Annotated in this window: 23 protein-coding genes and 1 pseudogene; 7 read left to right on the top strand and 17 right to left on the bottom strand. The window is 51.3% G+C overall.

Translation table 11 applies throughout. The annotated features are described in order from the left end of the window. Positions 1-344 precede the first annotated feature (344 nt). Positions 345-575, bottom strand: coding sequence for a hypothetical protein (locus KIH86_RS03820; RefSeq protein ID WP_223080938.1), 231 nt, complete (start codon positions 573-575; stop codon positions 345-347). A 129-nt stretch (positions 576-704) separates the two neighbouring features. Further along, positions 705-1328: a stage II sporulation protein M gene (locus KIH86_RS03815; protein ID WP_407672238.1), complete on the bottom strand. Its 624-nt coding sequence runs from the start codon at positions 1326-1328 to the stop codon at positions 705-707. A 73-nt stretch (positions 1329-1401) separates the two neighbouring features. Here KIH86_RS03815 and pdaB point away from each other — a divergent pair, with 73 nt between their 5' ends. Continuing rightward, complete coding sequence (gene pdaB / locus KIH86_RS03810) at positions 1402-2205, top strand: polysaccharide deacetylase family sporulation protein PdaB (protein ID WP_223080937.1); 804 nt, start codon at positions 1402-1404, stop codon at positions 2203-2205. 22 nt (positions 2206-2227) lie between these two features. Here the strand turns inward: pdaB and KIH86_RS03805 are convergent, their stop codons facing one another. Then, entirely contained in the window at positions 2228-3049 is an 822-nt protein-coding gene (locus tag KIH86_RS03805) for a PPK2 family polyphosphate kinase (protein ID WP_223080936.1), read from the bottom strand. A gap of 279 nt (positions 3050-3328) precedes the next feature. Here KIH86_RS03805 and gerD point away from each other — a divergent pair, with 279 nt between their 5' ends. After that, the gene (gerD, locus tag KIH86_RS03800) at positions 3329-4018 is read left to right on the top strand and encodes a spore germination lipoprotein GerD (RefSeq protein WP_223080935.1); all 690 of its coding nucleotides are present in this window, start codon (positions 3329-3331) and stop codon (positions 4016-4018) included. 76 nt (positions 4019-4094) lie between these two features. Here gerD and KIH86_RS03795 read toward each other — a convergent pair whose 3' ends face one another. The 5 genes and pseudogenes from KIH86_RS03795 to rpsI all read right to left on the bottom strand — a co-directional run. After that, positions 4095-5180 (bottom strand): Mrp/NBP35 family ATP-binding protein, encoded by a 1086-nt coding sequence (locus KIH86_RS03795; RefSeq protein WP_223080934.1) that lies wholly within the window; start codon positions 5178-5180, stop codon positions 4095-4097. A 64-nt stretch (positions 5181-5244) separates the two neighbouring features. Next, complete coding sequence (gene cwlD / locus KIH86_RS03790) at positions 5245-6015, bottom strand: N-acetylmuramoyl-L-alanine amidase CwlD (RefSeq protein ID WP_223080933.1); 771 nt, start codon at positions 6013-6015, stop codon at positions 5245-5247. Between the two features lie 81 nt (positions 6016-6096). Further along, positions 6097-7266 carry a sulfate adenylyltransferase gene (sat, locus tag KIH86_RS03785; RefSeq protein WP_223080932.1) on the bottom strand — a complete coding sequence of 390 codons (1170 nt, stop codon included), beginning with the start codon at positions 7264-7266 and terminating at the stop codon, positions 6097-6099. Between the two features lie 55 nt (positions 7267-7321). Next, on the bottom strand, positions 7322-8014 hold the full coding sequence (locus tag KIH86_RS03780) for a phosphoadenylyl-sulfate reductase (RefSeq protein ID WP_223080931.1): 693 nt from the start codon (positions 8012-8014) through the stop codon (positions 7322-7324). Between the two features lie 218 nt (positions 8015-8232). Next, positions 8233-8292: pseudogene (rpsI, locus tag KIH86_RS30055) on the bottom strand (30S ribosomal protein S9); the annotation flags it as partial. Between the two features lie 129 nt (positions 8293-8421). Between rpsI and KIH86_RS03775 the strand changes: the two are divergent. From KIH86_RS03775 to KIH86_RS03755, 5 genes are all read left to right on the top strand, one after another. Beyond that, a complete protein-coding gene (locus tag KIH86_RS03775) occupies positions 8422-8694 on the top strand; it encodes a hypothetical protein (protein ID WP_223080930.1) in 273 nt (90 codons plus the stop codon). Between the two features lie 626 nt (positions 8695-9320). Then, positions 9321-9509 carry a type II toxin-antitoxin system HicA family toxin gene (locus KIH86_RS03770; protein WP_223080929.1) on the top strand — a complete coding sequence of 63 codons (189 nt, stop codon included), beginning with the start codon at positions 9321-9323 and terminating at the stop codon, positions 9507-9509. 39 nt (positions 9510-9548) lie between these two features. After that, positions 9549-9977: a type II toxin-antitoxin system HicB family antitoxin gene (locus KIH86_RS03765; protein WP_223080928.1), complete on the top strand. Its 429-nt coding sequence runs from the start codon at positions 9549-9551 to the stop codon at positions 9975-9977. Between the two features lie 54 nt (positions 9978-10031). Next, positions 10032-10250: a hypothetical protein gene (locus tag KIH86_RS03760; protein ID WP_223080927.1), complete on the top strand. Its 219-nt coding sequence runs from the start codon at positions 10032-10034 to the stop codon at positions 10248-10250. 193 nt (positions 10251-10443) lie between these two features. Next, entirely contained in the window at positions 10444-10950 is a 507-nt protein-coding gene (locus KIH86_RS03755; protein WP_223080926.1) for a hypothetical protein, read from the top strand. Positions 10951-11040: 90 nt separating this feature from the next. Here KIH86_RS03755 and KIH86_RS03750 read toward each other — a convergent pair whose 3' ends face one another. The 9 genes from KIH86_RS03750 to KIH86_RS03710 are packed head-to-tail and all read right to left on the bottom strand — an operon-like array spanning position 11041 to position 16828. After that, positions 11041-11823, bottom strand: coding sequence for a M15 family metallopeptidase (locus tag KIH86_RS03750; RefSeq protein WP_223080925.1), 783 nt, complete (start codon positions 11821-11823; stop codon positions 11041-11043). Next, positions 11823-12230: a phage holin family protein gene (locus KIH86_RS03745; protein ID WP_223080924.1), complete on the bottom strand. Its 408-nt coding sequence runs from the start codon at positions 12228-12230 to the stop codon at positions 11823-11825. Before KIH86_RS03745 ends, KIH86_RS03750 begins: the two co-directional genes overlap by 1 nt. Positions 12231-12287: 57 nt before the next feature. Next, on the bottom strand, positions 12288-12416 hold the full coding sequence (locus KIH86_RS03740; RefSeq protein WP_223080923.1) for an XkdX family protein: 129 nt from the start codon (positions 12414-12416) through the stop codon (positions 12288-12290). Further along, entirely contained in the window at positions 12416-12904 is a 489-nt protein-coding gene (locus KIH86_RS03735) for an XkdW family protein (RefSeq protein ID WP_223080922.1), read from the bottom strand. Before KIH86_RS03735 ends, KIH86_RS03740 begins: the two co-directional genes overlap by 1 nt. Positions 12905-12918: 14 nt before the next feature. Then, positions 12919-14358 (bottom strand): hypothetical protein, encoded by a 1440-nt coding sequence (locus tag KIH86_RS03730; RefSeq protein WP_223080921.1) that lies wholly within the window; start codon positions 14356-14358, stop codon positions 12919-12921. A 12-nt stretch (positions 14359-14370) separates the two neighbouring features. Beyond that, the gene (locus KIH86_RS03725; protein WP_223080920.1) at positions 14371-15012 is read right to left on the bottom strand and encodes a hypothetical protein; all 642 of its coding nucleotides are present in this window, start codon (positions 15010-15012) and stop codon (positions 14371-14373) included. Beyond that, on the bottom strand, positions 15005-16180 hold the full coding sequence (locus KIH86_RS03720; protein WP_223080919.1) for a baseplate J/gp47 family protein: 1176 nt from the start codon (positions 16178-16180) through the stop codon (positions 15005-15007). The genes KIH86_RS03725 and KIH86_RS03720 overlap by 8 nt, the downstream gene beginning before the upstream one ends. Beyond that, entirely contained in the window at positions 16170-16535 is a 366-nt protein-coding gene (locus tag KIH86_RS03715; RefSeq protein WP_223080918.1) for a DUF2634 domain-containing protein, read from the bottom strand. Before KIH86_RS03715 ends, KIH86_RS03720 begins: the two co-directional genes overlap by 11 nt. Then, positions 16523-16828 carry a Gp138 family membrane-puncturing spike protein gene (locus KIH86_RS03710; protein ID WP_223110301.1) on the bottom strand — a complete coding sequence of 102 codons (306 nt, stop codon included), beginning with the start codon at positions 16826-16828 and terminating at the stop codon, positions 16523-16525. Before KIH86_RS03710 ends, KIH86_RS03715 begins: the two co-directional genes overlap by 13 nt. Positions 16829-16846: the final 18 nt, after the last annotated feature.

Raw genomic sequence — 16846 nt, 5'->3', positions numbered from 1 at the left:
CACGCCGCCAGCGTTCGTCCTGAGCCAGGATCAAACTCTCCATTAAAGAAAAGCTGATTGCTCATTTTGAATCTGACGAGAATTTCTTCTCTTTAAATACTCACTCGTTGTTCAGTTTTCAAAGATCAAAGTCTCATTCACTTCATCGCCTCATGTCTTGCAGCGACCTTTATAATATATCATACTGATTAGCTGTTTGGCAAGCCTTTTTTTTGAAATTGTTTTTCGTGATGAATGCTTGCCTTAGCGCCATCCCCATACAACCAAAAGGAGCGCGAGATATAATGTATCACAGCGCTCCTTATGAAGTCAACCCTTTTTATAAATAACGAATCCTTTCAAAGTCAGTGCTTGAGTTGAGAAGAATAATTGCCCCAAGCATACTTGGAAAGCTCCTTCTGCGGGGCGAACCGGGCATACATGCGGAATACGGTCTTATATCGATTAGCGATCGCATGTCTGATATTTTGATCCAAGCGCTGATCGCTGAGGTCGAGCAACATTTCGTCCAGTTCCTTGCGCAGCACATAGTCCAGTTCCTTGCACTCTTTTTCGTTGAACAACATACCCAACATATGCTTGGCCTCCTTCATCAATTAGGTTGCAAACATCTCCAGAGTTATTGCGGCACTGCTTACTTTAGATTAACCGAACCTTTAAGTTTATAACCGTAATGACATGAATTTTCCTCCGTTGTTACCTTTTTAAGACATCAGATTAAATGTAATCGTACTCTCGATCACGGCGGCTGCAAGCAGCAGCAGTACGATCCACACCGATACCGTCAGCGTCTGGCGCAAAAAGTCGGCCCACTCGTCATCACGACGATTCTTTCTGCCAAACAGACTTCTCGCGACTCTGGCGCCAAAGTGAAGTCCGAAGGCGCAAGCGATGATAATAGCGGGAATTTCAATAATTCCATGCGGAAGAAGCCCTTTTACAATGAGACTAATGATATCCACGCCCTGAAGCAGAGAAGCATGGATCAAGTAGCCGATCACTGCCCCGTTAATGAGCAGGAACAGTGCGGGCAGTATGCCAAACAGCGCCCCCAGAAACATGATGAGCACTCCCTTGATGCTGTTGTTCAGAAAAATAAAAATAAAAAAGTTCAGCTGCGGGTTCGAGGAATTCCGAAGCTCTCTGCTGATGCCGCCAAGCCCTTCGATCTGCTGCATGAGCAGCTTCTCCAAGCTCCCAGTGCCGATCCATCCAGCTACAATGCCCAGAATAAATAAAACTACGGAAATAAGAAGCGCCCGGCGTATTCCTGCCAGAGACCTTCCAAATGAGTAGATCGAGAACATCTTGCCGCCTCCTGTAATCAAGTCATAACCTCCATGTACGAGCATACATTTAAGAACAAACAAGCTATCGTATGGGAGAGGAGTCTTGGGATTTATGAATTCCTTTTATGTATTCAGCGGCAGGAAGATCAAACGCTTCTTCTACCTCTTCGCCGCCGCGCTGCTGACTGCGGGTATCGTGTATGTGGAACGGGGGAATATTACGGTCTTTTCGGAATCGTCCCCTTCCGCAATTTACAGCGTGCCGACCGAAAAGAAACTGATTGCCTTAACCTTTGACATCAGCTGGGGAGAGAAGCGGCCCGGGCCAATCTTGAAGGTGCTTGAAGACAAAAAGGTAACCAAAGCAACCTTCTTCCTGTCTTCCCCCTGGAGCAAGACACATCAGGATATTGTCACCCAAATCAAGACTGCCGGCTACGAGATCGGAAGCCATGGTCACAAGCATGTAAATTACAGCACGCTGAGCAACGAAGAGATCCGCAACCAGATAACAACTGCGGGCTCCATCCTGTCGGATCTTACAGGCCAGCAGCCCAAGCTCATCCGTATGCCTAACGGCGATTTTGACAAAAGAGTCCTTCAAGTCGCGACCGACCTCGGCTACAAAGTCATTCAGTGGGATACGGACTCTCTCGATTGGAAGAACATTGGGGTCGAGAATATTGTCAAGCGCGTCACCACCAAAGCCCATCCCGGCGATATCGTACTGCTTCATGCGAGCGACTCCTGCAAGCAGACCCACGAGGCTCTGCCCCAGATCATCGATGAGCTCCGCAGACAAGGTTATGAATTTGTGACTGTATCGGAGCTGATTAGCCAGGGCAGCGCTGATGGCAAGGAAGTGCGGGATTCCGCATGGCTTGACGACCGGCTTGAAGACGCCGCAGGTCTTTGATTTTTAAACGTAAACCGCAGAATCAGTGCCGTGGAGAAATCAGCTCCGAAATATCCGGTGTCGGCGAATTCAGCTTCGGGTAGGAGAGATTGAGCTTCTCCAAAGTTTTGACCACGATCTCCAACGCCAGGTAATTTCGGTACCAGCGGTGGTTGGCGGGAATCCAGTACCAGGGGGCATTGTCTGTCGACGTCTCTCTAAAGATGTCCTCGTATGCTTCCTGGTAATCATTCCAGAACTTCCGTTCCTCCAGATCGCTGACATCAAACTTCCAGTGCTTAGTCGGGTCCTGAAGCCGCTCCTGAATTTTTTCCAGCTGCTTCTTTTTGGAGATATGAAGGAACAGTTTGATGATCAGCGTATTCTCCTCCGTCAGCATCTCCTCAAAATGGCGAATCTGCTTATAACGGCGTCTGGTTTCTTCCTTCTCTTGAGTGCCATGTACGCGGGGAACCAGAACATCCTCATAATGGGAACGGTTAAACGCCGAAATATAGCCTTTGGCAGGAGTCTGCTTATGGACTCTCCAGAGGAAGTCATGGGCCGATTCGTCTAGAGTCGGCTTTTTGAAGCTTGTAACGGTAAAGCCTTGGGGGTTTATGCCCGAGAAGACATGCTTCACCGTCCCGTCCTTACCGCTTGAATCCATTCCCTGGAGCACAATGAGAAGAGCATGCCCTTTCTGGGCGAAAAAAATATCCTGGAGCTCGGCCAAGCGTGACTTGAGCTTATTCATTTTGGCTTCGGCCTCATCCTTGCTCTTGAATGCGCCGGTTTCATCAGGATCCAGTTTGGATAAAATTGTTCCGTTTGTGCCTTGAATCAGATATCGATCGATCTTCAATAGGATTCCCTCCCGCCTTATCGAATCAGGTTTTCTTAATTGTTTAACCTTACAGTTATAAAGTTAATCGTATGAAGAAAAACAGCAGCGGATAACCCCTGATCGGGATTGAACCGCTGCTTATTCATACCTCTACTGGAACAGTAAACCGATGCTGCACGTTGAATACAGATTTATTTTACCAAGGCTGCCGCCAAAAAACCATGCCGCCGCATCATAAATGTGACTGAGGCTCCGCATACTACTAGCAGTATCCCCACGAAAAGGAGGACAGCGCCAATGAAACGGGCGGCCATTCAACATTGCGGACTCGCGCTGAGCTTGATCCTGGTTCTCACGGCCTGCGGAAGCGAGCAAAGCGGATCATCCCAGCAGTTCAGTTATAAGGAAATGAAATCGATGGTTGTCGATATATTAAAAAGCGAAGAAGGAAAAAAAGCAGTCGAAGAGGCCCTTTCCTCTTCAGGCTCAGGCAGTTCGGGAACTAGCGGGACCGGTGTTATCAGCATGAAAATGATGCCCCAGGCCAATGAACAGATCCGGATGGCCGTGAAGGATACGATCACCGCACCGGAGTACAAAAAAGAAATCGAAGATGTAATGACCGATCCCAAGTTCGCGGGTGATTTCGCCAAAGCGATCAGCTCGCAGAGCAAGCAGCTGCATCTTCAGCTGATCAAAGATCCGACTTACCAAAAGTCGGTATCGGAAATCATGAAGTCCCCCGAGATGATGAAAATGTTCCTTGATCTTACCAAAACATCGGATTACCGGAAGCAGACAGCGACCGTTATGCAGGAGACCATGCAAAATCCGCTGTTCCGGATGGAGGTACTCTCGCTGCTGAAGACTGTGGTTCAGGAAGAACTCCAGCCTAAAACCTCCAAGCAGGGCGGTCAAAGCGGAGAAAGCGGAGGCGGCAGTGGAGGCGGAGAAAGCGGCAGCGGTGAGAGCGGCAAGGAAAGCTGATCTTAACTTTCTTTTTATTCCCATCAAAACAGCCGGGCTCTGGAAAAGAGCCCGGCTGAAATTGTTATTGCCTCAATTATTCGCACCGTATCATCAAGCGTTCGGCAATATCGTCGAATAGCTGCGCAGTGTCAGTACCTGCTTTATAGACAGAAGGCGAGAAATCCGGCTCGGAGACATGGTTGTCCGGCGCGCCGAGCGGAATTTGGCCCAGCAGATCGGTATGCAGTGTCTCCGCCAGCCGCGCTCCGCCCCCCCGTCCGAAGATATAGTCCTTCTGGCCGCATTTCGAGCATTGATAATAGGCCATGTTCTCAACGACTCCCAGTATTTCGTGATCCGTCTGCAGCGCCATAGAGCCCGCTCTCGCCGCCACAAAGGCCGCTGTAGCGTGTGGAGTGGTCACGATAACCTCCTTGCTCTGCGGAAGCATCTGGTGGACATCAAGGGCCACATCGCCTGTCCCAGGGGGCAGATCGAGAAGCATATAATCCAGTTCTCCCCAGCCGACATCGTTGAAGAATTGGCGCAGCATCTTCCCGAGCATCGGTCCCCGCCAGATAACGGGATTGTTCTCCCGGATAAAGAAGCCCATCGACATCACCTTGACGCCGAACCGCTCCACCGGAATAATGGTTCCTTCCTCTACAACAGGCCCTTCCTCGATGCCCATCATATCCGGTACGCTGAAGCCGTAGATGTCGGCATCGATGAGGCCCACTCTCTTCCCTTTACGGGCGAGCGCGGCTGCCAGATTGACCGTCACGGTCGATTTGCCGACACCGCCCTTACCGCTGGCGATGGCGATAAAATGTACGCCGGCTTGTCCGCTCAGCAGATCATTGCCCTCCAGTCCGGCAGCATGTCCCTTCATCTTCTCTTCCGGAACAGCGGGCTCGTTCACCAAAGAGCGCTCGTGCTCGGAGGCATCTCTGAGCCGAATGTGCACGTTCTCGGCTCCCGCTTCACGCAGGCGGTCTCTTACCTCCTGCTCAAGCCCCATACGGGCTGCTTCATCCGTCTCCAGACAAACCACGGAGAGGGAGATATGATCGCCTTTTACCATAATATCGCGGATTAACTGCAGTTCAATCAGGCTTTTTCCAGTCTCCGGTTCTATGACCGGCAGCAGCAGTTCTTGTACTTGTTCCCTGGTCAGCATGGAAAACACCCCTGTTCTGTTACCGGCAACAACTCATAACCGGATAGTCGTGTCCATTATATCATTACCCTTTAGGGGATGAGTAGTCTGCCTGTTCACCCGATTCGTAACGCAGAATGCCCCGATAAATGCTGGTCGCCACCTTGCGCTGATAGAGATCGTCTCCCAGCAGTGCCGATTCCTTCGGATTGGACAAGAAACCCACCTCGACCAGAATGGACGGGATACGAAGCGCCTGCAGCAGATAGACGGTGCCTACCGTCTTGGGAACCCGGTCCGTATTGGAGAGAACTGTGCGGATCTCGTCCTGCACGAAACCGGCCAGTTTTTCATTTTTCCCATTCTTCTTGTAGTAGAAGACCTGCGCTCCGCTCCATCGGCTCGACGGCATGCTGTTCATATGGATGCTGATGAGCAGGTCGGCCTTGCTGTCTTCAATTTTTCGCACACGTGTCTTCAAATCCTCGGTCTTCCGCTTGGAATATCCCTTCGTACTCTCGTTCGCCAGATCGTAGTCGCCCTCCCTGGTCAACACGACCACAGCGCCCGATTGCTGCAGGTAATCGCGGAGATACAGCGACACAGCCAGATTAATGTCTTTCTCAATCAGCCCACCCCGGCTGACGGCCCCTCCATCCGGTCCTCCGTGGCCCGCATCAATGGCGATCACCTTGCCGGCAAGCGGAAGACTCCAGTAATCAGACGGTTTGGCGGTAGGCATATCGTAGGAAATCACGCCCAGCAGCAGTGCCAGAAGCGCGGCGCTCCACACCCCTTTTTTGATGCTGCTCCAAGAGATCCAGACCGAGATCTTAGGCTGCTTGCGGCCGGACATATAAAAAGACCCCCTTATCCCACATAGATTCTAACTCCATCTATATGGGACAAGAGGGTCTAATATTCCGTTTCGGAAGGCTTAGGAAGGGGAAACTTCCTTCATGCCTTCAATCAGAATTTGGGCGACTTCAGGCCGGGAGAACTCCGGCGGCGGACAGATGCCGTCGCGCAGCATGGCGCGGACCTTCGTGCCCGACAGAGCGACATGATCATCCTTGCCGTGCGGACAGGTTTTGTTGGAAGCCATGTTTCCGCATTTTTTGCAGAAGAAGCTGTGTTCGAAGAACAATGGCGTAATATCCAGCTCTTCGGCTGTAAAGTTCGAGAAGATTTCCTGCGCTTCGTAAGTTCCGTAGTAATCGCCTACGCCCGCATGGTCGCGTCCGACGATAAAATGGGTGCAGCCGTAGTTTTTGCGGACCATGGCGTGGAAGATCGCTTCACGCGGACCCGCATAACGCATAGCGGCCGGGAATACGCCCAGGAAGGTGCGGTTCTCCGGATAGTAATTCTTCAGCAGCGCCAGATAGCTCTTCATCCGGACATTCGCCGGCACATCATCCGACTTCGTCTCTCCGACAAGCGGGTTCAGGAACAGGCCGTCGACAATTTCCATTGCAGACTTCTGGATGTATTCATGAGCGCGGTGTACCGGGTTACGCGTCTGGAAGCCGACAACCGTGTTCCAGCCTTTCTCCGCGAAGATTTCGCGGGTCTTGACCGGATCGAAATAGAATTCGCCGAATTTCTCAGGCACAGGACGGTTCAGAACCGTAATGGATCCGCCCACATAGGTAGTGCTGCGCGCAAGCAGCTTGGCAACGCCGGGATGCTCGGGATCGGTCGTCTTGAAGACGTTCTGCGCTTCAACCTGCTGATCCACCTTATAAATACTCTCGACGTCAAGAAGGCCGTACACGACACCATCTTCTTCACCAACCAGCGCTACTTTCTCGCCAATCTGAAGGGCAGCGGCTTCTTCTTCGCCCAAGGACAGAGTAATCGGAATACTCCAGACCGTTCCGTTGGCCAGACGCATATTTTTAACGACGGAATGATAATCTTCTTCGTTCAAAAAACCGGTGAGCGGCGAAAATGCGCCGACCCCGATCAAATCCAAATCGGAAATCGTCCAAGTGTTGATAGCAATACTCTTAAGCCCTGCAGCATCCTTAAGCAGTTGTTCTCTCTCCTGGCCCTCGGCTATCCGGTTAACCAGCGTTCCGCCATGCGGAAGGATTGAAGTCATCTCTTTATCTTCCCTTCATATATTGTTGCAATTCGTGGATGATCGATTCGGGTGATTACTTATGCAGTCCGCATTCCGTCTTCTCGGACCCGGACCAGCGTCCGGCACGCGGATCTTCACCCGGCATAACGGCACGAGTGCAGTGCACGCAGCCGATGCTCGGGAAGTTCTGGTCATGGAGCGGGTTGTAGATGATATCGTTCGCGTGGATATAGTTCCACACATCTTCGCTTGTCCATCCGGCAATCGGGTTGAACTTCACAAGGCCGAATTTGTTATCATATTCAATCTTCTTCGCATTGGCGCGAGTCGGCGCCTGATCACGGCGGATACCGGTAATCCAAGCCTCGTACTGGGACAGAATACGGGTCAGCGGCTCTACCTTGCGGATATTACAACAAGCATTGGGATCTACAGTCCAAAGTGCTTCGCCATGCTCTGCAGCCTGTTCTTCAGGTGTGAGCTTCGGCGATACCCGTACAAATTCCATGCCATATTTATCAACCATACGATCACGTGTTTCGTACGTTTCTTGGAAGTGGAAATCCGTGTCGAGGTAGAAGACATCCGTCTTCGGGCTAACCTTCTGAAGCATATCGACAAGCACTACATCTTCAGCTCCGAAGCTGCAGGCGAACGTAATATTCGGAAAAGTCTCAACCGCAAAGCGGATGATTTCCTCGGGGGTAGCCGTCTCCAATTCCTCTGCTTTTGTCTTGATCAGATTTTCTTTTTCCAGCAAGTTCATTCTCTTATTCCTCCATCCTAAAAATCAATAACCCGATTAAATTCCAACTATTTTAATATGAAATAAGTATATAACTTTCCCATGGGATGTCAATGATATTTCAGCATTAAAACATCGGTAAAATCAAGGATAATCGCCGGAATGAGGCGGCAAGGGAAAATAAAAGCCTTCGGCCAAATGGCCGAAGGCTTGGATGTCTGGTGCATATAAAGTGTGAATTAACGTTTCGAGAACTGAGGAGCGCGACGAGCGGCTTTGAGGCCGTATTTCTTACGTTCTTAAATATCGCGTTCCGATAAGTTCCGGTTTCCGCATTATAATAGGAAGTTTAACGTTTCAGCATACGATTAATTCCGATTGTTTCAGGTGCAAATATGGTCAAAATATGGTCACGAAAGAAGGTTATTATGAACATCGAGCCTATGACTCTTCAGCGATTCATTGATCAATTCTTTAATCCAGAACATCCCTACCGCTGGCGTTGTTATGACCGTCAGATCCTCACAACGCGTAAAGCCAAAGAGGTAGCAGGATGGTATCCAATCAAGATTCCCTATGCCATCGCCATATACCGCCAAGCAGACATCAAAGAATGGGACCGGTTTGAAGAACCATATGAACGCCCGGTCTTATTGATTGAAATGAAAAAGGAATGTCGGAGAGGTGTTGGGTACTCGTAAGGAAAAGTTTCCTTAACATGCCATAGAGCCGTCGCTTAGCGGCTCTATTCCCTACCATGGTAAACTCATCTCTTCCCCAATCACAGGGACCGAGAGTGTTTTGCACAGTTTCCTAAAAGCATGCATAGCCAGCAAACACTTTGGCGCGTCTGCATTGGAATCAACCTCAAAGCAAGCAGCTCGAATAGAACGGTCTAAGCATACTATCTTGTCCAAATTCAGAGCTGTTCCGCGATCGACTGACATAAAATTGTAGCCACTTGCATTAAGCACTACTGTCCAGTGTTTAACGGACCCCATTGTGTAGTAAATGGCATCCCGAGTATGGAAGAGGATCATTGTTATACTCTTCTCAAATTTTAAAAATAGGATTTCATCAACGTCTACATTATAAAGTCCGCCGTCTCCGTTCACTGTTTTGGTAACAGATATCTCTGTCATGCCGAGTCACACCCTTAAGCTGCTTTTGACTGCATATTACCATAAAGGAAAATGTATAGAAACATATAACCGATGAAGGAAAATACTAGAAATCAGGCAACCGGATACACATGTGTAATACGTATTATTTATACGTTGACACGTACATATAATACGTGTATAATAGAAGTATAAGGAGGGTTGAGATGAAGGCTTACAGTTCAAGAGAAATCATAAAACTTCTTGAAGAGGACGGATGGTTCTTAATCGGAGTACATGGCAGTCACCATTACTTCAAACATCTGAAAAAGCCCGGGAAAGTCACGGTGCCGCATCCTAGAAGTAGCTTTCCTCCCAAGACACAAGCTAGTATCCTTAAATCTGCAGGGTTGTAGGGGCCAGAGGCCCCTCCCCTCAAGGAGGTTAAACCATAGATGAGTAAAAAAGACGTATATCGGTTTTGGGCACTGCTTGATACAGCAGAGGAAGGAATCTCTGTGCGCTTTCCGGATCTGCCCGGCTGCCTGACGGCTGCTGATACAGCCGAGGAGGCGCACGCTGCCGCACGTGAAGCATTGGAGGGCTTTCTGTACGTCATGGAGCAAGACGGGGACGCGATTCCCGATCCGTCGCCGCTGGACATTGTCCTGAAACAAGCAGACGCCGGAGAAGCTGCTTTTGAAGTCCGGGTGTATATGCCTACCGTTCGTGACGCCATGGAGTCCAAAGCCGTGAAGAAGACGCTGACGGTGCCGAAATGGCTCAATGACGAAGCAGAACGCCAGCACCTCAATTTCAGTCAGGTCCTCCAAGAGGGATTGAAGCGTAACCTCGGAATTGACGATCAACGTGTCAAAAGTTAAATGAATTCAACGTTTTGCGACGGATAGATATCCAGAAATTGAGGAGGTTTTTTCATGGCATTTGACCCAGACGAAAGTATTAAATTGTTCCAAAGTTATATTGACGCCGCCAATGAGAGCAAGGCGGATGCGATTGAAATACCGCTTAATGAATTCAGGGTATTGTTTAACCACTTCCAGATTATGAAGCACTTAGCTGACCGAAGCAGCCACGCTCTCGGGGAATTAAAGGGACTTGCAGATCAAGGTAAATTGATAAGATTGGATGATTAACCCGCCTGAAGATGGCCGGATGGGAAACGGCCGAAACTCACTCCCCTATTTTGGGGGCTGAGTCGCGGGAACCCGCTACGAGTTGGCCCGGCCGGGCTGACCTTTATATAAAATTAATCTTCACACTTTCAAATGAAACCCCGATAATGTTATTACGTAGGAATTTCCAGTACATAACAAGGGGGACAAGTTTTTGAAAAAGTATTTTTTTTACGGACTCACCTTATCACTTGCTATCATTTCGGGGTGCAGCTCCGACAACTCCGCACAGCCAACCTCGGAAAAACCGGTAGCGGCGCAGACTCAGGCGCCGACTACGGTCGATCCCAAGATCAAGCTGATTGAGGTTCAAAATTATGTAGTTGGCGATCTCTGGAACACCGGATTTGTAGATGCCATTTCCTACATCAATACTGGAACTAGCAGCATTGGTCAAAGCTTGGACATTGATCTGACCATGGACCAACTTGGCAAGGCCATAACCAAAAAGGTTGAATATGACCAATACATCAACAGCCTGCCGACGGAATATGACAACGTGAAATCCGTTTGGACGAAGTTATCCGCAGAAGCCGATCAGATGTACAAGCAACTTCAGGCGACGCCGCCGAAGGCAAACGCAGGTGGCGCTCCGGATTCTGGTAAATTTAATCAGTATTTGACGGCTTTTTCTAATGCAGTATCTGAAATATCAAAATAAAGCAAAAAAAATACCCCACCGGGCGTGATGCCTGGTGGGGTATTTACCGATTGTCTGCATTGTTGTAGATATTCCCAAGCGTTTGGGAATTTACTTCGAAGTCGTATTGAACAGTCCCATATTATAGAGCATCTGAATCATATTCAGCTCCAGCTTGGACTTGTCAGCGCTTGTCTTGATCGCTCCGGCAGTTTTGGCCGCCGCAACCGCCTCCGCATAATTACTGGCATAGGTCTGCTTTCCGTCGATGTTCAGACGGACCTCCAAGGCCGCAATACGGCCGTCACGCTCTTTCACGGCTGCCTTCAGTTCCTCGAACTCTTTCTTCTCTTCTGCCGTCATAGCTTCATCTTCCTCTCCCTGTAATTTTGCGATCTGAGCGACCACCGTACTGAGCTGCGCCTGCGTCGGATGCTTACCGGAGCGATAGTCTGCGGTAGAAAGGCCAAAGTCCATCTGAAAATGGGGCAGGTCCTTGAAGCTCGTCCAATCCCCGCCCCATTCCCAGCCGAGCCGCTTGGCATCCGCTACAACCTCCGACCAGTCTGCTACGCCGTCACCGTCTCCGTCACGTTTGGTATCCCAGCTAACGCCGCCGTCCGGCAACAGCAGCGCGAAATCGATGGCCACACCGAAATTATGATAGCTGTATCCACCTTTAGCGTTGGTCACGATCTGCCCGGGCTTTGTCCGGCCCTGCGCATACAGTCCGTCTTGCTCCGCGATGGTCCGGAGTCCCTGCGTAATTACGATCGGCACGCCGTGGGCATAGGCAAATTCAATTAGCGCCGTGGCCGCGTCTTTAATAACCGGCTGCAACCCGGACAAACGAGCTGCAGACTTGGCCTTTACTTGCACCAGTGTCAAATCCATTACTTTTCCGTCCCCCTGTCTCCCGATTTCCCCCGCAGCACTTCGACAGCCTGGCGTAATCCCGGCGGGATTGGAGCATCGAGACGTCCGGCATTCTCGATCAATGATAGCAGTTCATTTGACAGGTAAAAGAAAATTGCCGCATCTCGGAATAAATGATTGCCGCCCAGCGCTTGGTCAACTAGGTGCGCCGTTGCCACGATAGCGAAGATAAGGATTTTACGGGCAATGCCCCATAACCCAACGTTGCTTTTCAACTTCCCCTCTTTAGCTGCCGCAGCAACGCCGGTTACATAGTCCAGTATCACAAACGCCAACAAGATAGTTAGCAAAGCGCTCCAGCCCCCGAAAAAAAATGAGGCAGCGACACTGGCCACCGGAATTATATATTTGGCTACACTTTCCACTTAGTACCCTCCCTCAAATAAATAGCCCCCGGGGATCCGAGGGCATAAAAAATACGCCTATGCGGCGCCTGTAATTTCTGAAGCTTGTTCAGCCGTTATTTTCTTGGCGGTGACAAAGACTTGCACTTGTGCCGGCGAATAATACCCAGCGTCATAATATCGCTTGACGGTCGCGTACCAATCCATCAGACCACACCTCCTTCCGCAAGCATCAACAGCAGCGCTGCATTGCCCGCGTCTGCCTGATCCTGCCGGGCCTGCACCTGCGCCAGCTCCAACAGCAGGCCCGCGTTGTCCATTCGTAATTGCTCAATCTCGCTCGGTGGGTCCGGCGGCTTGCTGGCTTCGGACTCCTGGTACGCTTCCCAGGCTGCTTGCAGCTCCGCATCGGTCGGCTGCGGAGCATCAATGTTCCAGACGGCGATGTACGGCCCTTTGTCTACCAGGTCGTAATCCTCGCCCTCTACGAGCAGGTTAAAATCGATGCCGTACCGAAAATGAACGCCTTCGACGGGAGCTTCTTCCGCCTCGGGAGGCTTGATTTCGTAGCGTACACGGCCTTTTTCCTCGGCTCCTTTGCGCAGGACGGGCGTGGGTCCGCCGATCCAAATCTCATAATCAACGTTTGGGATGGCCGCCGGAATGAGATGCTGCACAGCTTTTTCCATATTCATGCGTAGTTCCTCCTTTAGGCGAGTCTGATTATTTCAAACCGCGTTACATCAGACCCACCCCCGACAGTATGTGCGCCATCCATATACGTCTGAATTTGCAGGGTATCTCCAGCTGCTACACCCAGTATGACTTGTCCAGATATTAATAGGTTAGACCCTGTTACCGGATTACGCCTAAAATCTAGCAAGCGCGGGCTTACAGAATTGTGGAGAACACGGATTTGCCCCTGCTGTGAGTCTGACATGCCAACAATGATCAGCGATGCCTTAATCTGATACCATCCCGTCTGCGAAATAGTAGCAACGCCGGTTGACGTGCTGTAGTTAAGGCCTTGTACGGTCGATGCGCCATCAAAAATAAAGTTTGACCATCCCCCATCCGGCATATTTATATCGACGCTACGAAAAGCCCATAATATAGGTCTGGTACTGTACGTATTATCTCCCCACGGATTGAGGACGCCTATTCTATCTATCGATCCGCTATTACCCGTTGCGGATGCCGTTGTTCCAGCCGGAACTGTGCCCGTTGTTGATATTCGGCCTCCCTCTCCTGCGTAAAGAGCAATGGCATTTCCCGTACCGGAGCAATCCCAAACAAATACTTCGGAGTTTTGCCCCGCAGATATACCCACGTATTTATTGGTTGCTGTGCAATGGAATAAGTACATTTTTGCACTATTTGCATAAAAACCGTGTTGGTTGACCATGCCCAACGTAGTCGAGCAATATTTAAACTCAGCATCCAGCGCGTTAAGCGCAGTAAATGCTCTTGCTGTGACCGTTGTCGCATTGAGTCCGTTGACACCAACAGGTATTAGGCAGTTAGATACTGTTACCGAGCTAACATTGTAGGTATTAGATACCGTAACAACACCCGGATTAACTTGTAGCACTCCACTGCCCGAAAATCCTTTAATTTCAACGTCTTCGGCGTATGTGCCTGCTGCTACATTGACGACGACGGTGTGATTGATTACGGGCGGAATCATGCTGAGTGCCTTTGTGATCGTCTTAAACGCCCCCGCCGACGTATTGGCGAGACCGTTGTTATTATCGTTCCCATCTGTCCGGACGTAGTAGGTTACATCCGCTGTTGTGGCTTGTACGGCGCTGACCGGGAGTTGTCCGGCCGGAATCTTAATGGTTGCATCTAGTGTCGCTACGCCGGAAGCTGCGCCTTTTTGAGAGCTTGGGATTGCAATTGATGCAGCTGTAGCCCCAGCATTCCAGGACGTGCGCTCGGCTTCGGTGATATGAGCGGTAGCGTCCGCTTTATGGGCAGAAAACACGCTGCGGACCTCTAAGAGCGCCGCGTACGCCCGGCTGAATAACCAATTGAACCACCCGGCCGGAGGATGGTCATCGACCTGCCAGCCGGTTGACTTTTTGCTTTCAGGGGGTTCAATTCCTTCGGCTGTCCATTCTGGCAATTCTTCGCTAAAATCAGGCAATATTATCACTCCTTAGATGGGCAATGGGTAATCATCGCCCGGGATATATACCTCCCCGAGCGTGCCGCCTGTCGTCATGTCAACATCCGCCAGACCGAACGGACTTGTCTCGAGCACGTTGTACTGAGAGGACAGGGTAAATGTTCCGGCCAACTCGATAAGTGCCACTCGGACGCCGGCAGCAACCGTCTTCTGCACGATGCGGGCGAATTGAAACGGCGACATGCCGACCTCATTCAGCCGTTTAGTCGGAACTCGGATAAGATTGATTGCCGCCGGCTCCGGGTCCTCTGGATCGTCATATTTTTCCTGTATCCGGATATCGGAATAGGCGCAGTCCAAGGCCAGGGCGAGAACCTGTATGATTGTGTTGACATCCGTTTTGGACAGGTTCCGGGCGATCTTGCTTTTTAACAGCACTCGGTATACCTCGTCCGTCGCCGCACCGCGCGGCTGCACGATGTTGGTCCCGATCCGGTCCAAGGTCGTGCCCTTGGCGGCGTCAATGCTGCGCCAATCCCGCACCGTCTCCAAAGTGTCACCGACCGCAGCCAACTGCTCGTGCAGGATGGCAATCAACTTGCCCAGATTACTGTTGGGGTCTTTATTGTACGTATCAGCGAAGCGCCGGAGCATGTCTTTAACACTAAACATGGCTTGTCACCCCGACGTTGGCCGCGACGGCTTGTGCCACCTCGTAAGGCTCAATATCGACATTTGCCGACCCAAGGCCGCCCGTGACCTTGCCGACCGTCAGCGTGATATCCTCTACGCCGGAGACGCTGTACACAGCGCTAATCAGCTTGGTATAGACCACGTCCGCCCCCATGTTTAGGCCGTTGTAATAGGCTCCAGCTGCGTCTGACCCGCCAACATACCGGATCAGCGCCGATTGTACTAATGCGTCGCCGTCTGCCGGGTACTCATCACCCTTGGCTACGTCTACGACGATGCGAATGCCTACTTCTGCTGCCCGAGAGAACTTGACGGTATGAGGTTCGCCCGCCAGGTCATCGACCATTACCGCAATGTCGCCATGAGCCTCAACGCCGGCCGATTTGGTCGCAAATATAGTGTCAGCAATGGTCTGGTCATCCCCGCCCAAGACATAAGCCTCAAACGACTTTCCCGGCCGTCCTGTGCTGTCCGTAGTCAGGCTTGTGTTTTCGATCACCGTCGCAGCCCGGACGCCGGACAGCCGCAGCAGCGCACTACGGAGAGCATCCACCGACGCCGCCCCGCCGCCGGCAGTAGATAGCTCGAACCGGCTGCGAAACTCGGCATCCGTCTCCTTTTCCCTGCCACCTGTGACTGGCGAGGCGTTGGTTACGGCTGTAACGTCCGGGTTAGGGTTAACAATGACTGTTATAGTCCCGGCTGCAACATTGCTACCGGCTCCAGATTCCAGCGCCTCAATGGCAACCGACCCGGAACCTCCGGTCAGGACGACATCCACCATCGTCTGATAGGTAAGGCCGGATTCGGTTGCCACCCGGAAGCCCACTGGGACGGTATATCCCGCCGTGCCGGTCAGCGTGACGTTTCCAGTAGCCCATTGTGCCAGTGCCCGGCTAATGCCGACCTGTGGTCCGAGCCGATCCAGATTGTTACCTGTGGCCGTGCCAATATAGCCACTGTTATACACGTCCTCCGCGTTGCTCCAGACGAGCGACAAAAACCACGCGAATATCCGGAGAAGGATACCGAGCGGAGAGCGCACTGACGTATTAACCGTGTCTCCAAATGACTCCTTCGCCTTGTCCTCCATGGCGGCCAACAGGTTGTCAAATCGCGGCCTTTTAAAACCTGTTCTATCCAACAATTTGATCCACCCCCTCCACGGTTATGATATCTCCGTTGACGCCGGTCGCCTGAATGTCGGCAGTGAATTTACGGGCAGTTCGGTCAAAGACAACATCCACGCTGTCTACCGTCTGCACCCTTGGCTCCTGGAATATCCCTTCGGTCAGCTCGTCCCGGACGTCTTCCTCGGCCACGCCTTTACCGGTGATCCGAGAAAAGTCGATGCCGAAATCCAAGTCCAGGAACCACTCGCCTTTGTTGGTGCCGATGGCCATCCGGCAGCACTGCGCAATCTCTTCCGGCCCGGAGACCATCTGCAACTCGCCGCCTGAAAATACCAGATCGCCGGTATCATCTACCTTTAAAGACAGCATGGCATCACCCCAATTACAACGGCATCATTTCTGGAGTGACGCCGGGCGGTGTCCGGGGCAGCCACCTGACCGGATAGGGTGTTTTGTATCTCTGCGTCACAGCAGACAACTAGGACGGTATCCCCCACATGCAGGGCCGGTCGCAGGACTGTCTCCGCGCCGCCGAACAGCACCCGCAGGCCAGTTACCGGGACTTCGAGCAGCGGCGCCGGAGCCTCGTCGCCCGTTTGGACAAGCGGCTGCACATCGGCTACCAGCGCCACCGGATCAAATGTCAGTACCTTGCAGGTCATGGCGACATCAAGGTTATC

It is taken from the genome of Paenibacillus sinensis (assembly GCF_019904155.1).
Taxonomy (GTDB): Bacteria; Bacillota; Bacilli; order Paenibacillales; family Paenibacillaceae; genus Paenibacillus_AQ; species Paenibacillus_AQ sinensis.
This window is presented reverse-complemented; position numbering and strand designations above follow the sequence as displayed.

Coding starts and splice junctions, on each gene's coding strand:
- KIH86_RS03710 (WP_223110301.1), bottom strand. CDS start 16,828: ATGACCTGCAAGGTACTGACATTTGATCCGGTGGCGCTGGTAGCCGAT.
- KIH86_RS03765 (WP_223080928.1), top strand. CDS start 9,549: ATGAGTAAAAAAGACGTATATCGGTTTTGGGCACTGCTTGATACAGCA.
- cwlD (WP_223080933.1), bottom strand. CDS start 6,015: ATGTCCGGCCGCAAGCAGCCTAAGATCTCGGTCTGGATCTCTTGGAGC.
- gerD (WP_223080935.1), top strand. CDS start 3,329: ATGAAACGGGCGGCCATTCAACATTGCGGACTCGCGCTGAGCTTGATC.
- KIH86_RS03715 (WP_223080918.1), bottom strand. CDS start 16,535: ATGCTGTCTTTAAAGGTAGATGATACCGGCGATCTGGTATTTTCAGGC.
- KIH86_RS03740 (WP_223080923.1), bottom strand. CDS start 12,416: ATGGATTGGTACGCGACCGTCAAGCGATATTATGACGCTGGGTATTAT.
- KIH86_RS03795 (WP_223080934.1), bottom strand. CDS start 5,180: ATGCTGACCAGGGAACAAGTACAAGAACTGCTGCTGCCGGTCATAGAA.
- KIH86_RS03760 (WP_223080927.1), top strand. CDS start 10,032: ATGGCATTTGACCCAGACGAAAGTATTAAATTGTTCCAAAGTTATATT.
- KIH86_RS03775 (WP_223080930.1), top strand. CDS start 8,422: ATGAACATCGAGCCTATGACTCTTCAGCGATTCATTGATCAATTCTTT.
- KIH86_RS03780 (WP_223080931.1), bottom strand. CDS start 8,014: ATGAACTTGCTGGAAAAAGAAAATCTGATCAAGACAAAAGCAGAGGAA.
- pdaB (WP_223080937.1), top strand. CDS start 1,402: ATGAATTCCTTTTATGTATTCAGCGGCAGGAAGATCAAACGCTTCTTC.
- KIH86_RS03725 (WP_223080920.1), bottom strand. CDS start 15,012: ATGTTTAGTGTTAAAGACATGCTCCGGCGCTTCGCTGATACGTACAAT.
- KIH86_RS03735 (WP_223080922.1), bottom strand. CDS start 12,904: ATGAATATGGAAAAAGCTGTGCAGCATCTCATTCCGGCGGCCATCCCA.
- KIH86_RS03820 (WP_223080938.1), bottom strand. CDS start 575: ATGTTGGGTATGTTGTTCAACGAAAAAGAGTGCAAGGAACTGGACTAT.
- KIH86_RS03750 (WP_223080925.1), bottom strand. CDS start 11,823: ATGGATTTGACACTGGTGCAAGTAAAGGCCAAGTCTGCAGCTCGTTTG.
- sat (WP_223080932.1), bottom strand. CDS start 7,266: ATGACTTCAATCCTTCCGCATGGCGGAACGCTGGTTAACCGGATAGCC.
- KIH86_RS03770 (WP_223080929.1), top strand. CDS start 9,321: ATGAAGGCTTACAGTTCAAGAGAAATCATAAAACTTCTTGAAGAGGAC.